At 57.2% G+C, this 12,611-nt stretch carries 16 protein-coding genes and 1 tRNA gene; 7 read left to right on the top strand and 10 right to left on the bottom strand.

Annotated elements, in window-relative coordinates; all coding sequences use genetic code 11:
• The first annotated feature begins 272 nt into the window (after positions 1 to 272).
• Positions 273 to 1,232, top strand: coding sequence for an L-malyl-CoA/beta-methylmalyl-CoA lyase (locus N1037_03410; GenBank protein UWS80088.1), 960 nt, complete (start codon positions 273 to 275; stop codon positions 1,230 to 1,232).
• A 98-nt stretch (positions 1,233 to 1,330) separates the two neighbouring features.
• Complete coding sequence (locus N1037_03405) at positions 1,331 to 1,936, top strand: hypothetical protein (protein UWS80087.1); 606 nt, start codon at positions 1,331 to 1,333, stop codon at positions 1,934 to 1,936.
• Here the strand turns inward: N1037_03405 and N1037_03400 are convergent.
• The gene (locus N1037_03400) at positions 1,933 to 2,385 is read right to left on the bottom strand and encodes an Lrp/AsnC family transcriptional regulator (GenBank protein ID UWS80086.1); all 453 of its coding nucleotides are present in this window, start codon (positions 2,383 to 2,385) and stop codon (positions 1,933 to 1,935) included. The two genes, N1037_03405 and N1037_03400, sit on opposite strands and share 4 nt — an antisense overlap.
• 72 nt (positions 2,386 to 2,457) lie before the next feature.
• Between N1037_03400 and N1037_03395 the strand changes: the two genes are divergently transcribed.
• A complete protein-coding gene (locus N1037_03395) occupies positions 2,458 to 3,054 on the top strand; it encodes a LysE family translocator (protein ID UWS80085.1) in 597 nt (198 codons plus the stop codon).
• 38 nt (positions 3,055 to 3,092) lie between these two features.
• Here N1037_03395 and N1037_03390 read toward each other — a convergent pair whose 3' ends face one another.
• Positions 3,093 to 3,926 carry an AraC family transcriptional regulator gene (locus tag N1037_03390; GenBank protein ID UWS80084.1) on the bottom strand — a complete coding sequence of 278 codons (834 nt, stop codon included), beginning with the start codon at positions 3,924 to 3,926 and terminating at the stop codon, positions 3,093 to 3,095.
• Between the two features lie 208 nt (positions 3,927 to 4,134).
• Here N1037_03390 and N1037_03385 point away from each other — a divergent pair, with 208 nt between their 5' ends.
• Positions 4,135 to 5,097 carry an acetyl-CoA carboxylase carboxyltransferase subunit alpha gene (locus N1037_03385; protein UWS80083.1) on the top strand — a complete coding sequence of 321 codons (963 nt, stop codon included), beginning with the start codon at positions 4,135 to 4,137 and terminating at the stop codon, positions 5,095 to 5,097.
• A 75-nt stretch (positions 5,098 to 5,172) separates the two neighbouring features.
• On the opposite strand, the gene N1037_03380 is transcribed toward N1037_03385, so the two are convergent.
• Positions 5,173 to 5,838 (bottom strand): GntR family transcriptional regulator, encoded by a 666-nt coding sequence (locus tag N1037_03380; GenBank protein UWS81299.1) that lies wholly within the window; start codon positions 5,836 to 5,838, stop codon positions 5,173 to 5,175.
• Positions 5,839 to 5,915: 77 nt separating this feature from the next.
• Complete coding sequence (locus N1037_03375; GenBank protein UWS80082.1) at positions 5,916 to 6,599, bottom strand: M48 family metallopeptidase; 684 nt, start codon at positions 6,597 to 6,599, stop codon at positions 5,916 to 5,918.
• 100 nt (positions 6,600 to 6,699) lie between these two features.
• On the opposite strand from N1037_03375, the gene N1037_03370 reads away from it, so the two are divergent.
• The 3 genes from N1037_03370 to N1037_03360 all read left to right on the top strand — a co-directional run bounded on the left by N1037_03370 (position 6,700) and on the right by N1037_03360 (position 8,036).
• On the top strand, positions 6,700 to 7,029 hold the full coding sequence (locus tag N1037_03370) for a TIGR02300 family protein (protein ID UWS80081.1): 330 nt from the start codon (positions 6,700 to 6,702) through the stop codon (positions 7,027 to 7,029).
• Positions 7,030 to 7,253: 224 nt separating this feature from the next.
• A tRNA-Ala gene (locus N1037_03365) sits at positions 7,254 to 7,329 on the top strand.
• Positions 7,330 to 7,496: 167 nt separating this feature from the next.
• Complete coding sequence (locus N1037_03360; protein UWS80080.1) at positions 7,497 to 8,036, top strand: AAA family ATPase; 540 nt, start codon at positions 7,497 to 7,499, stop codon at positions 8,034 to 8,036.
• A 220-nt stretch (positions 8,037 to 8,256) separates the two neighbouring features.
• Here N1037_03360 and rplP read toward each other — a convergent pair whose 3' ends face one another.
• The 6 genes from rplP to N1037_03330 form a co-directional block, all read right to left on the bottom strand.
• Positions 8,257 to 8,670 carry a 50S ribosomal protein L16 gene (gene rplP / locus N1037_03355; GenBank protein UWS80079.1) on the bottom strand — a complete coding sequence of 138 codons (414 nt, stop codon included), beginning with the start codon at positions 8,668 to 8,670 and terminating at the stop codon, positions 8,257 to 8,259.
• A gap of 11 nt (positions 8,671 to 8,681) precedes the next feature.
• Positions 8,682 to 9,392 carry a 30S ribosomal protein S3 gene (gene rpsC, locus N1037_03350; protein ID UWS80078.1) on the bottom strand — a complete coding sequence of 237 codons (711 nt, stop codon included), beginning with the start codon at positions 9,390 to 9,392 and terminating at the stop codon, positions 8,682 to 8,684.
• Positions 9,392 to 9,772 (bottom strand): 50S ribosomal protein L22, encoded by a 381-nt coding sequence (gene rplV, locus N1037_03345; GenBank protein UWS80077.1) that lies wholly within the window; start codon positions 9,770 to 9,772, stop codon positions 9,392 to 9,394. Before rplV ends, rpsC begins: the two co-directional genes overlap by 1 nt.
• Positions 9,773 to 9,775: 3 nt before the next feature.
• A complete protein-coding gene (rpsS, locus tag N1037_03340) occupies positions 9,776 to 10,054 on the bottom strand; it encodes a 30S ribosomal protein S19 (GenBank protein ID UWS80076.1) in 279 nt (92 codons plus the stop codon).
• Positions 10,055 to 10,057: 3 nt separating this feature from the next.
• Entirely contained in the window at positions 10,058 to 10,900 is an 843-nt protein-coding gene (rplB, locus tag N1037_03335; protein UWS80075.1) for a 50S ribosomal protein L2, read from the bottom strand.
• Between the two features lie 323 nt (positions 10,901 to 11,223).
• Positions 11,224 to 12,240, bottom strand: a complete 1,017-nt coding sequence (locus tag N1037_03330; protein UWS80074.1) for a hypothetical protein — start codon at positions 12,238 to 12,240, stop codon at positions 11,224 to 11,226.
• Positions 12,241 to 12,611: the final 371 nt, after the last annotated feature.

Below are 12,611 nucleotides of genomic sequence, written 5' to 3'. Positions count from 1 at the left end.
CGCGACTCTAGTTGACTCGGCAAGCGATGCTGTCCCGTTTTTGCTTTTTCACGATCAGGATTTCGAAACATCCACCCCAAAACCCAAAAACCATCGAAGATTCTTCGTCAGGAGGCCAAACCACCGCCGATCCTTGCGCTGCAACGCCGCAAGTGACGCATATGCCGCGATAGCAATGCTGCAGATGCAAAGTTGCCCTTGCAAGCCTTCGCGCAATTTCTTACCACTTCCAGAGACAAAATCGTAATTTCCTTACTCAAAGGATTGCCGCTATGAGCTTTCGCCTCCAACCCACCGCCCCTGCCCGCCCCAACCGTTGCCAGTTGTTTGGCCCTGGCTCCAATACCAAACTCTTTGCCAAAATGGCCGTCTCTGCTGCCGATGTGATCAACCTTGATCTCGAAGATTCCGTGGCGCCCTCAGACAAAGACATCGCCCGCGCCAATGTCATAGAGGCGCTCAACACCGTGGAGTGGGGCAACAAATACATGTCCGTGCGCATCAACGGACTGGACACCCCCTATTGGTACCGGGACGTGGTGGATCTGCTGGAACAGGCCGGTGATCGCATTGACCAGATCATGATCCCCAAGGTCGGCTGCGCCGAAGACGTCTATGCGGTTGACGCGCTGGTCACCGCCATCGAGCGCGCCAAGGGCCGCAGCAAACCAATTTCCTTTGAGGTCATCATCGAATCGGCTGCTGGCATCGCCCATGTAGAAGAGATCGCCGCCTCCTCTCCACGACTGCAGGCCATGTCCCTGGGCGCGGCCGATTTTGCCGCCTCCATGGGCATGCAGACCACCGGCATCGGCGGCACTCAGGAAAACTACTACATGCTGCGCGACGGCGAAAAGCATTGGTCCGATCCCTGGCACTGGGCCCAGACCGCCATTGTTGCCGCCTGCCGCACCCACGGTGTGCTGCCGGTCGATGGCCCCTTTGGCGACTTCTCCGATGACGAAGGCTATATCGCCCAGGCCAAACGCTCTGCCACCCTGGGCATGGTGGGCAAATGGGCCATCCACCCGAAACAAATCGGTCTGGCCAACGAGGTCTTCACCCCCTCAGAGGCGGCTGTGGCTGAAGCCCGCGAGATCCTCGCCGCTATGGAACAGGCCAAGGCCAATGGCGAAGGCGCCACCGTCTACAAGGGCCGCCTGGTCGATATCGCCTCGATCAAACAGGCCGAGGTCATCGTCGCCCAGTCCGAACTGATCGCCAGGGGTTAATCCTATCGCAAGGGCTAACCCTATCGACGACGTCTGATATGTGACTAGAGTGAAAGGAGCGCCAATCCGGCGCTCCTTATTCCGTTTGGAGGCGCCCCTTGACCGCACTCACCCTGTTTCACACCGCCGATGTGCACGTAGCGACCTTTGACCGTCTGGCCCCAAAGGCAGACCTGACCCATGTGGTGCGCCCGGACTGGCTGGAGCGTGCCCAGGGCGGCATGGATACAGACCTGAGACAGGAGATCACCCAGGCCATCAAGGCTGCACCGGGGGCAAGCCTGTGCACCTGCACCACCATCGGCGCGGTGGCCGAAGACGCAGGTGCCACCCGCATAGACTGGCCAATGATGCAAAAGGCTGCCGAAATCGGCGGCCCGGTGATGCTGGCCTACTGCCTGGAAACCACTCTCGCGCCCTCCACCGCGCTATTGGAGCGTGCGTTCCTGGACCAGGGCATAAGCCCCGAAATCCGCAGCCTACCGCTGACAGGCCTGTGGCATCACTTCGCGGACGGAGAAAGCGACAGGTTTCATAGGCAAATCGCCGAGTGGATCACAACATCGCTGACCCTGGTGTCCGATACCAAATGCGTGGTGCTCGCGCAGGCCTCCATGGCGGGGGCGGCCCAATATATCGACAGTGACGTGCCGGTGCTGGCATCGCCCGAGATCGCAGCACGCGCCCTGCTGGCGAACGCCTAAGCGCGCATGTCCTTGGGCGAGCCCATGACAACATAGGTGGTGATCGCTGTGACATAGGGCGAGGTGCCCAGAATATCCGTGTGAAACCGTTTGTAGCTGGATAGATCAGCGCATTCGACCCGCAACAGATATTCGATGGTGCCGGTGATATTGTGGCATTCCACCACCTCGGGTGCTTCATCCATGGCCCGTTCAAAGGCCTGTTGCGCCTCTTTGGTGTGCTCCCCCAAACCGACGCCGATATAGGTGACAAACCCCACCCCCATGGCGTCGCGATCCAGCACCGCCCGGTAGCCGGTGATCACCCCTGCCTGCTCCAGATCCTGCACCCGGCGCAGACAGGCAGAGGGAGACAACCCAACCCGATCGGCCAGCTCCAGATTGCTGATCCGACCATCGCGTGACAGCTCCTGCAATATCTGCTGGTTTATGCGATCATTCTTAGCCATTCATTGCAAAAATAGACACAGAGCGCACAAAAACGCAATTTCATTCCGGGCAAAACGCGTCACTTTCACCAAATGACATATGACCTCTTCCTCGCCCTCGCGCTTTTTGCCTTTGTTTCCTCAATCACTCCTGGCCCCAACAATCTGATGTTGATGGCCTCGGGCGCCAATTTTGGCTTTCGCCGCACCATTCCGCATATGCTGGGGGTGGCGCTTGGCTTTGTCTTTATGGTGGTGCTGGTTGGCGCAGGCTTGGTGCAGGTCTTTGATGCCTTCCCAATCAGCTACACGGTGCTGAAAGTGGCCTCGGTGCTCTACCTGCTCTACCTCGCCTGGAAGATCGCCAATGCCGGCCCGGCAGAAGCTTCGGGGAGCGGTGGCACGCCGATGACATTCCTGCAGGCGGCGGCTTTTCAATGGGTCAACCCAAAGGCCTGGGCCATGGCCCTTACCGCGATCAGCGTCTACACCCCGGATCAAACGCTCTGGGCGATCTTTCTGGTCGGGGCAGTGTTTGGCGCCATCAACCTCCCCTCGGTTGGCTCCTGGACCATTTTGGGACAGCAAATGGCGCGTTTTCTCACCAATCCGCAGCGCCTGACCCAGTTCAACTGGCTGATGGCCGCGCTTTTGGTGGCCTCGCTCTATCCGGTGATCTGGCCGCAGTGACGGCGGCCAGACCCTGTCGCCCAAACAGGTAACAGATCTTACCTCAAAGGCAGGCAGATTTCGGTCAACAACTCCTCCGGTGCCACCTCGCGGGGATTGTTAAGATAAAGCTCATAGCAAGGCGCCTCTGCGGGCTCTTCGCCTGACCCAGGCAGCCAGTTGCCAAACAGACTGTGATAGGCCGCCGAAATACCGGCATAGGGGCCTTTATAGGTCAACACCGCCACCTTGCCCCCTGCCAGATGCCGCTCTTCCATGCCCTCCGGGGTTTCGGCTCCAAAAAACTCGCTCCCCGCATAGCTGCGCAGATCTGCGGCGGGAACACTGTCTGGATCATCGTAATAAATTGCCGCCATGGCCCCCAGATGCGGCCAGAGATTACGGGTTTCACAAAGCGTGCCAAAAGCTTCGAACTTTTTGCCAATCAGGTGGTAGTCGCCACTATGAGCCAAGCCGATCAGACGGCGGGCGGGTTCTTGGCGCAGGGTAACAGGATACATGGGATAGACTCCGGTTTTGAAATCAGGGCGCGAGGGCACATGGCACCCCGCTTTGCGAAAGGCCGCAGGGCTTGCGCCATAGGCCTCGGTGAACGCCCGATTAAAGGAGCCCTGATTGGCATAGCCAACTGAACGCGAGATCCGCGCAACAGCATCGTCCGTCATCACCAATGCGCTGGCGGCACGATGTAGACGAATGCGACGCACCGCTTGGGCGCAGGTCTCGCCGGTCACCGCATGAAAGACGCGGTGCCAGTGAAAGCGCGACATCGCCGCGACATCCGCCAACTGATCCAGCGACAGGTCCCCGGCAGGGTTATCGTGAATGTAGTCGAGGACACGCAGGATGCGCTTTTCATAGGGGGCAGACATTGCTGTTGGGCTCCTTCTCTCTGGCCTGTTCAGATCTGCCACGAAGCGGATTCACAAATCTTGCTGATCAGTGCCACTGCCATTGCTGCTTTGATTTTCCACACCGGAAACCAGACTATTGGGAATTTGGTTGACCCGAGGCAAGCCACAGAGTTGCATCTGGGCGCACAGAAGGCCATATACGGCAAAACCGCGTGAGCGAGGCGATATGACTCAGTACCTGGAATTTGAAAAACCGCTGGCCGAAATCGAAGGCAAAGCAGAAGAACTCCGCGCCCTGGCACGGGCCAACGAAGAGATGGACATCGCCGACGAGGCCGCGGCGCTGGACGCCAAGGCCGAGCAGCTGCTGAAAGATCTCTACAAGGAGCTCACCCCCTGGCGCAAATGTCAGGTGGCACGGCACCCGGAGCGGCCCCATTGCCGCGACTACATCGACGCGCTGTTCACCGAATACACCCCGCTGGCAGGGGATCGCAATTTTGCCGATGACCTCGCAGTGATGGGCGGGCTGGCACGGTTCAACGACCAGCCGGTGATGGTGATCGGCCATGAAAAGGGCTCCAACACCAAGGCCCGCATCCTGCATAACTTTGGCATGGCCCGCCCCGAAGGCTATCGCAAAGCCGTGCGCCTGATGGAAATGGCCGGGCGGTTTGGCCTGCCGGTGGTAACACTGGTCGACACCACGGGCGCCTATCCCGGCAAAGGCGCCGAGGAACGCGGCCAATCCGAAGCCATTGCCCGTTCTACCGAGATGAGCCTGAAGATCGGCGTGCCGGTCATTTCCGTCATCATCGGTGAAGGCGGTTCTGGTGGCGCGGTTGCCTTTGCCACCGCCAACCGCGTGGCGATGCTGGAACATGCGGTCTATTCGGTGATTTCCCCCGAAGGCTGTGCCTCGATCCTGTGGAAAGACGCCGAAAAAATGCGCGAGGCCGCCGAGGCCCTGCGTCTGACGGCGCAAAACCTGCGCGAGCTGGCGGTGATCGACCGGATTATCCCCGAACCGCTTGGCGGCGCCCATCGCGACGCCAAGGCGGCCATGGCATCCGTGGCCACCGCCATTCAGGATATGCTGGATGAGCTGAAAGACAAAGACGGCGCCGAGCTGATCAAGGACCGCCGTCAAAAGTTCCTCGACATCGGCTCCAAGGGCCTCGCCGCCTAAACGGTTTCAAAGCCCCCTGTCATAAAATACAAAACCCCAGCTGTTGCAGCTGGGGTTTTGCTTTTCAGGGGGGGCTTAAACCACCAGCAACCGCAAACCCTGTGTCACGTCAGACCGCACCGCCAGACGCAGGCCCGGTTCATCCCCCGCCTTGAGCGCGGCGATGATCAGACGGTGGTTTTGCGGCGGGTCGGTACGCCGTAGACGCCCATAAAGCGCCCGCATCGTCGGCCCCAGCTGCAGCCAGACGGTTTCAGCCATGGCCAGCATCGCCGGGGCCTGTGCCCGCAGATAGAGTGTGCGGTGAAATTCCAGGTTGCTGCGGATATAGCCAACCGCATCGCGTTTGGAGACCATCTCGGCGATGGTGACATTGATGCTGTGCAGCCGGTCAATCAGCGCCATATGCGCCCGTGGCAGGGCGCGGCTGGACAGCTCTACCTCCAACAACGCCCGCAGGGCGGCCAGCTCCTCTATCCGTTCGTTGCTCAGCTCGGGCGTTGTGACCCGCCCGGAGGAAGACAGCGACAAGGCGCCCTCGGCCACCAGGCGGCGCAGGGATTCGCGCGCAGGCGTCATCGACACCCCGTATTCGCGACCAATGCCGCGCAGGGTCAGGGCCTCGCCGGGGGCGATATCGCCATACATGATCCGCGCCCGCAACGCCCGGTAAACCCGGTCATGCGCCGAAGCCGTGGTATCTGAGGTAGATGAAGCGGTGGGTTTGGCAGAAATGGACATCGCCCATGCTGTGATCACAAATCAGCCCCTGGTCAACCTCCGAATACGCCGTGCTATCGAAATTGGCGCCTCTGACGCTAGCCAAACCGATAGCGGTGCAATCCAGCCCCCTCGCTCCGCAGCCACTGGCGCGGCGCGGCGCTATCACCATAGAGCTGCGCCACCACAGCCCAGAAATCCGCAGAGTGGTTCATCTCGACCAGATGCGCCACCTCATGCGCCGCCACGTAGGACAGCACCTCGGACGGGGCCAGGATCAGGCGCCAGGAATACATCAATGTCCCGGCAGAAGAGCAAGACCCCCAGCGCGAACGGGTGTCCCGCAGGCTCAGCTTACCGTAGGACCGCCCCACCTGGGCGGCATAGTGGTCCGACGCCGCCGCCAACCGGTCCCGTGCCAGTTCCTTGAGGTAGCGTTCAATCGACCTGGCCGGGTTATCGCCGCCGACCACAACCGCCTCCGGCTCCAGCCGCACACCGCGTTTGCCACCGGCCACAACCTGCCGCTGCTGCCCCTCAACGGGAAGCAGGGTCCCAAAGCCCACCTCAACCACCTCTGGGTGGCGCGCCAGGTGGGCGCGGATCCAGTCTTCTTTTTCGGCGGCAAAGTCCAGAGCCTCGCGGGCTGGCACACGGCTGGGCAGTGTCAGGGTCACCCTGCTATCCAGGGCAGAAATCCGCAGACTGATGCGCTTGGCCCGCGCTGAGCGGCGCAGGACAAGAGGAACCGGCGGGTTTCCTGGCAGGTGATATGCGCTCATGGCGGCGCCCCTTCACGGCAAAGGCTTTGACAGTGCTCACCTCATATGGCAAGGCAACTGAATCGTCGATACGACTCACCAGTAAATCAAGGGGACCCACATGCCCAACGAAGAATGGGGCGTAAAGCGCGTCTGCCCAACCACCGGCAAACGGTTTTATGACCTGAATAAAAACCCGATCGTCAGCCCCTACACGGGCGAAGTTGTCGAGCTGAGCACTGGCAAAAGCCGGATGATCGAAGCTGACGCCGCAGATGCTGCCAGCGCCAAGGCAAAAGAAAACGACGCGGATGATACAGACGTTCTGGAAGATGACGAAGATGTCGATCTGGATCTGGGCGATGATGTTCTGGACGATGATGACGATGATTCCGATACCGTGCCTCTCGAAGAGATCGCGGACGTCGCCTCAGAAGACGACGATTCCTAAGATCACCTGATGTGATTTTGCTCTCCCAAGCAGCCAGTAGGCTGCCTGGGGATCCAAGTGAGCAAATGCAGGCAGCCTTGCAAAACACCTGCAGGGGCGCCCGGCAAAAAAACTCTCGACGATGGTGCATTTTCCACTTGCGGCCTGCTGCATCGTCCCTTAAATCACCCTCACACCGCAAGACGGAGCGGCCAAATGGCCAGGATGTTCTAACGGTGTGATTTGGGGCCTTAGCTCAGCTGGGAGAGCGCCTGCATGGCATGCAGGAGGTCAGGAGTTCGATCCTCCTAGGCTCCACCAAATCACTCTTACAAGCATCAGACAAGTCTCGCCGCCGCTTCAGAGCATTTGCATCTGCCGTGCAGACGGGTGCTGTTTTTCCTGCAAAATTCATGCTGCTTCGATTCGTGCCCTTCGGCGTGTTGATCCCGTCGCAGCCTTTCCCCTGTCACACCCGAGGATAGCCCATGAGCGACAAGTTCTTTGTCGTGACGGGCGGGCCAGGTGCGGGCAAAACCAGCCTGATCACCGAGCTCGCCCGCCGCGGCTTTCACACAGTTCCCGAATCCGGCCGCGCGATCATTCGCGATGAGGTCCAGAGCGGCGGAGATGCCCTTCCCTGGGCGGATCGCCAGGCCTTTGCCCAGAAGATGCTAGAGCGCGATCTGGATGCCTATTCCACCGCACAGGCGCTCACAGGCCCGGTGATCTTTGACCGTGGCCTTCCCGACACCCTCGGCTACCTGACCCTCTGCGGCCTCACCGTGCCGCCTCACGTCACCGCAACAGCCAAGGCAACCCGGTACAACCGTCGCGTCTTCCTGGCGCCGTTCTGGGATGCCATTTTCCAACAAGATGCCGAGCGCAAGCAGTCCCGCGCCGAAGCTGAAGCAACCTGCACAGTCATGCGAGAGACCTACACCGCGCTCGGATACAAAATCACGGAGCTGCCGCGTATCGCCATAAAGCCGCGCGCTGACGTGCTAGCGAGGCAGGTGGTCTGCTGACGTGCCACAAGCGCCACCGCAAAGCCCAAGCGCGCCGGATAAAGTGGCTTGCCCTTTTGGAAAGCTTCTCTGCCGGTGCCGCCACCACTGTTTTGGAGCGCGGCCCCCGCAAGCCGTCATCGGGTCAAAACCACCCTGGGAGGCTGAGACCGTAAGCCTAAAACAGAAAAACCCCCGCCGATTTCTCGGCGGGGGTTTCTATTTTTTCCGAAGGCAGGGCTTACCAGTCTTCGCGAACCACGACGCGGGTTTTCACCGGAAGCTTCATCGCGGCCAGGCGCAGGGCCTCACGGGCGATTTCTTCGTTGACGCCGTCGATTTCGAACATCACACGGCCAGGTTTGACCTTGCATGCCCAATAATCCACGGAACCTTTACCCTTACCCATACGAACTTCGACGGGCTTGGAGGTCACTGGGGTATCTGGGAAGATACGGATCCAGACACGACCCTGACGTTTCATGTGACGGGTCATGGCACGACGGGCAGCTTCGATCTGACGCGCGGTGACGCGCTCAGGTGTGGTTGCCTTGAGGCCGAAAGTGCCAAAGTTCAGATCGGAGCCGCCTTTGGCGTCGCCTTTGATCCGGCCTTTGTGCATTTTACGGAATTTGGTACGCTTTGGTTGAAGCATCTATTCTCTCCTTAGCGACGACCGCCACCAGCACCACGAGGTGCAGGGCCGTCCTGGAGTTCCTGTGCTTTACGGTCACGTGCCTGAGGATCGTGTTCCATGATCTCGCCTTTGAAGATCCAGGTTTTGATCCCGATGATACCGTAAGGTGTCATGGCTTCGTTGTGAGCGTAATCGATGTCGGCGCGCAGAGTGTGCAGAGGCACACGACCTTCGCGGTACCATTCGGTACGGGCGATTTCAGCGCCACCCAGACGGCCAGCAACGTTCACCCGGATACCCAGGGCGCCCATACGCATGGCAGACTGTACGGCACGCTTCATCGCGCGACGGAAGGATACACGACGTTCCAGCTGCTGAGCAATGGACTCACCAACCAGCTGCGCGTCCAGCTCGGGCTTGCGCACTTCAACGATGTTGAGGTGCAGTTCCGAGTCTGTCATCGAGGCCAGCTTCTTGCGAAGCACTTCGATGTCAGCGCCTTTTTTGCCGATGATCACGCCAGGACGTGCAGTGTGGATTGTCACACGGCATTTCTTGTGAGGGCGTTCAATGATCACGCGAGCGATGCCGGCCTGCTTGCACTCATCCTTGATGAAATCGCGCAGCTTGATGTCTTCCAGCAGCAGATCACCAAAATCTTTGGTGTCGGCGTACCAGCGGCTGTCCCAGGTGCGGTTGATCTGCAGGCGCATGCCAACCGGATTGACTTTATGTCCCATTAGGCTTGCTCCTCAACTTGACGCACCTTGATGGTGATCTCAGCGAACGGTTTCAAGATCTTGCCGAAACGACCACGCGCCCGTGGACGACCACGCTTGAGGGTCATGTTCTTACCAACCCAGGCCTCGGCAACGATCAGCTCGTCAACGTCCAGGTTGTGGTTGTTTTCAGCATTGGCAATCGCGGACTGAAGGCATTTCTTCACGTCCTGCGCCACGCGCTTGTTCGAGAAAGTCAGGTCGATCAGAGCCTTGTCGACTTTCTTGCCGCGGATCATTTGCGCAACCAAGTTCAGCTTTTGCGGGGAGGTACGCAGCATGCGAGTTTTCGCCATTGCTTCGTTGTCTGCCACGCGGCGGGGATTTTGTACCTTACCCATGACTTATTTCCGCTTCGCTTTTTTGTCAGCGGCGTGACCATAATAGGTGCGCGTTGGCGAATACTCACCAAACTTCTGACCAATCATGTCTTCCGAGACGTTTACGGGAATGTGCTTGTGGCCGTTGTAAACACCAAATGTCAGACCCACGAACTGGGGCAGAATGGTGGAACGACGAGACCAGATTTTGATGACATCATTACGGCCCGACTCGCGCGCAGCTTCGGCTTTTTTAAGCACGTAGCTGTCGACAAAAGGACCTTTCCATACAGAGCGAGACATAAATTAACGTCCCTTCTTCTTGGCGTGACGCGAGCGGATAATCAGCTTTTGCGACGCTTTGTTTTTGTTACGGGTGCGCTTACCTTTGGTCGGCTTACCCCATGGGGTTACCGGGTGACGACCACCAGAGGTACGACCTTCACCACCACCGTGTGGGTGATCGATCGGGTTCATGACAACACCACGTACCGAAGGGCGGATGCCCTTGTGACGCATGCGGCCCGCTTTACCAAAGTTCTGGTTGGAGTTGTCGGGGTTCGACACGGCACCAACTGTGGCCAGGCATTCCTGACGCACCAGACGCAGCTCGCCCGAGGACAGGCGGATCTGAGCGTAGCCACCGTCACGACCAACGAACTGAGCGTAGGTACCGGCTGCACGGGCGATCTGGCCGCCTTTGCCGGGCTTCATTTCGATGTTGTGAATGATGGTACCAATCGGCATGCCAGAGAAAGGCATTGTGTTGCCGGGCTTGATGTCTGCCTTTGCTGAAGCAATGACCTTGTCACCAACGCCAAGACGCTGAGGCGCCAGGATATAGGCCTGCTCACCATCTTCGTATTTGATCAGAGCGATAAACGCGGTCCGGTTCGGGTCATACTCGATCCGTTCAACGGTTGCCGCAATATCGAATTTGTTACGTTTGAAATCGACGATACGATAGAGGCGTTTTGCCCCGCCACCTTTGCGGCGCATCGTAATCCGTCCGGTGTTGTTCCGGCCGCCCTTTTTGGTCAAACCCTCAGTGAGAGATTTAACCGGACGCCCTTTCCAAAGCTCCGAACGGTCGATCAGAACCAGCCCACGCTGGCCCGGCGTCGTCGGCTTATACGACTTAAGTGCCATGCTTTCTGTCTTCCGTTTAGCTACGATGGGTTTCCCCATCGCTGCGGATCCTTAGGTTTTTGTCTTTGGACCCGCTATGTGTAAGCCCCCCGTCCGCCTGTCCCTATTGGACAATGACTACTAAGGTGGCCAGTCTTTAGGGCCCCGAAGGTCCCCAGCTCATGTCATCCCACAAAGATAACGGCCCCAGAACGAATCTGAGGCCAGTAGGATTTCTGGGAATTATCACCTGTCAGAAGGGTTGTCCATAGAGATCCCTCTGAAAATCGCTTCGTCTTTTTGCCAGTGGACTGCAATTCAGGAGCGCCCCTTACTCTCTAAGGCTACACCCTTGCTAACATACTGGAAATATCCCGATCCAAGCCATACAATTCACCATCCGTTCTAAATAGATGAGAAATTAGAACATCAACAGACCTCACCTCAGGAACCCAATGGAATTGGGAGAACTCCATCTTAAACCTCGCATAGATTTCTTTGTGTGTATGGTAGGGTGTCGACCCAAAATGACGACAAACCTTCTCTACAACCTGTCTGAACCTAGTCGGCTTAGGTTTTCTGACATCCGTCAAATCAGCGTACAGTCTATGTATGGTGATATTCCAGAATTTGTGGACCGCGCTGTCATAACATTGATACGTCAACTTAATCGTGCTGTCTTGTATCTGTCGGCACAGATTTTGCCCATTCAATCGAAGCTCTTCCATGAATAGAGAGCAGAAATCTTCGTTTTTAAGAAGAACGGACTTTTGAAAATCGAATGGATCGAACAAAATTTCTCCGTAGTCCGCAGCCGCTTCCTCACACACCAGATCGACGACATCATTAACTCCAATGGAAAAGTAATTGTCCAAATCAATCACTTCAATTTTCACCCCCCCCTCACCCGCTGATAGCTTTTTTTCTTTGGCAATATGCGTTGGGCAACGAAGAGCTACACTTTCAACCTGCTGCCCTGCAAGTGAGGGAGCCGCACGTCTACGTCCACCCGATCGACACAACTTTGATATTTTTTGCTCGGACCTGGAAAATTGCAATACAAAAGAGTCTCTCTTTTTTAGTTTGGTTTGTATGTCTATTCCTGGAAATGAGTAACCTGAGCTTAAAAATTCGCGAGACTTATTGCAGATCGCTTCTACTAAGTCTTTATTGGGAGCTTTGCTCAAGTGACTGTGCCCTAGGTGCTTGTAGAAATCATCATGGGTAACAAAAGGATTATCCAGCGTTCCATCTATTGCGTGGTCTGGCTTTACGATATTGTCAGCAAAACTTGCGCAAAACAGATGTGGTACAAAAAAACGGTCTCTGTCATGCCAAATTTTGTTCTTTGTATGCCGCATTACAAGAAGGCTCCTGTTTCGGTGCGGGGTATGCAATGAAACAACCAACACCGACTGTTCAGATGTAGACTGCGCCCCATAGGAGCAGGCATACATCTTTGCCACTAGACCTCCCTGACTGTGGCCAACAAGTATGACATTTCTAAAATTTACAAGGTGACCATACATTTCTCTAGAAAGGTTTATTAGAGTCTGATTTAGACGTCGCCCTTCGGTGAAATGGAAAGGATCGAATCTACCATAATTAAACGCAAAGAAGCTACTGTCACCAAATGGATGGAGATCTTTAATGAGATCCCAAAAATGCATATCCCCCCACTCTAGCTTAAATGCGTCGTCACAATGACTTCGAATACCGTGCAAAAATACAA

It is taken from the genome of Phaeobacter sp. G2 (assembly GCA_025163595.1).
In the GTDB taxonomy this organism is placed as follows: domain Bacteria; phylum Pseudomonadota; class Alphaproteobacteria; order Rhodobacterales; family Rhodobacteraceae; genus Pseudophaeobacter.
Note: the sequence above shows the minus strand (reverse complement) of the source record. Positions and strands in the feature narration are given on the sequence as shown.

Coding starts and splice junctions, on each gene's coding strand:
- N1037_03360 (UWS80080.1), top strand. CDS start 7,497: ATGAGCGACAAGTTCTTTGTCGTGACGGGCGGGCCAGGTGCGGGCAAA.
- rplV (UWS80077.1), bottom strand. CDS start 9,772: ATGGGTAAGGTACAAAATCCCCGCCGCGTGGCAGACAACGAAGCAATG.
- N1037_03395 (UWS80085.1), top strand. CDS start 2,458: ATGACATATGACCTCTTCCTCGCCCTCGCGCTTTTTGCCTTTGTTTCC.
- rpsS (UWS80076.1), bottom strand. CDS start 10,054: ATGTCTCGCTCTGTATGGAAAGGTCCTTTTGTCGACAGCTACGTGCTT.
- rpsC (UWS80078.1), bottom strand. CDS start 9,392: ATGGGACATAAAGTCAATCCGGTTGGCATGCGCCTGCAGATCAACCGC.
- N1037_03330 (UWS80074.1), bottom strand. CDS start 12,240: ATGCGGCATACAAAGAACAAAATTTGGCATGACAGAGACCGTTTTTTT.
- N1037_03410 (UWS80088.1), top strand. CDS start 273: ATGAGCTTTCGCCTCCAACCCACCGCCCCTGCCCGCCCCAACCGTTGC.
- N1037_03400 (UWS80086.1), bottom strand. CDS start 2,385: ATGGCTAAGAATGATCGCATAAACCAGCAGATATTGCAGGAGCTGTCA.
- N1037_03390 (UWS80084.1), bottom strand. CDS start 3,926: ATGTCTGCCCCCTATGAAAAGCGCATCCTGCGTGTCCTCGACTACATT.
- rplP (UWS80079.1), bottom strand. CDS start 8,670: ATGCTTCAACCAAAGCGTACCAAATTCCGTAAAATGCACAAAGGCCGG.
- N1037_03370 (UWS80081.1), top strand. CDS start 6,700: ATGCCCAACGAAGAATGGGGCGTAAAGCGCGTCTGCCCAACCACCGGC.
- N1037_03375 (UWS80082.1), bottom strand. CDS start 6,599: ATGAGCGCATATCACCTGCCAGGAAACCCGCCGGTTCCTCTTGTCCTG.
- N1037_03385 (UWS80083.1), top strand. CDS start 4,135: ATGACTCAGTACCTGGAATTTGAAAAACCGCTGGCCGAAATCGAAGGC.
- rplB (UWS80075.1), bottom strand. CDS start 10,900: ATGGCACTTAAGTCGTATAAGCCGACGACGCCGGGCCAGCGTGGGCTG.
- N1037_03380 (UWS81299.1), bottom strand. CDS start 5,838: ATGTCCATTTCTGCCAAACCCACCGCTTCATCTACCTCAGATACCACG.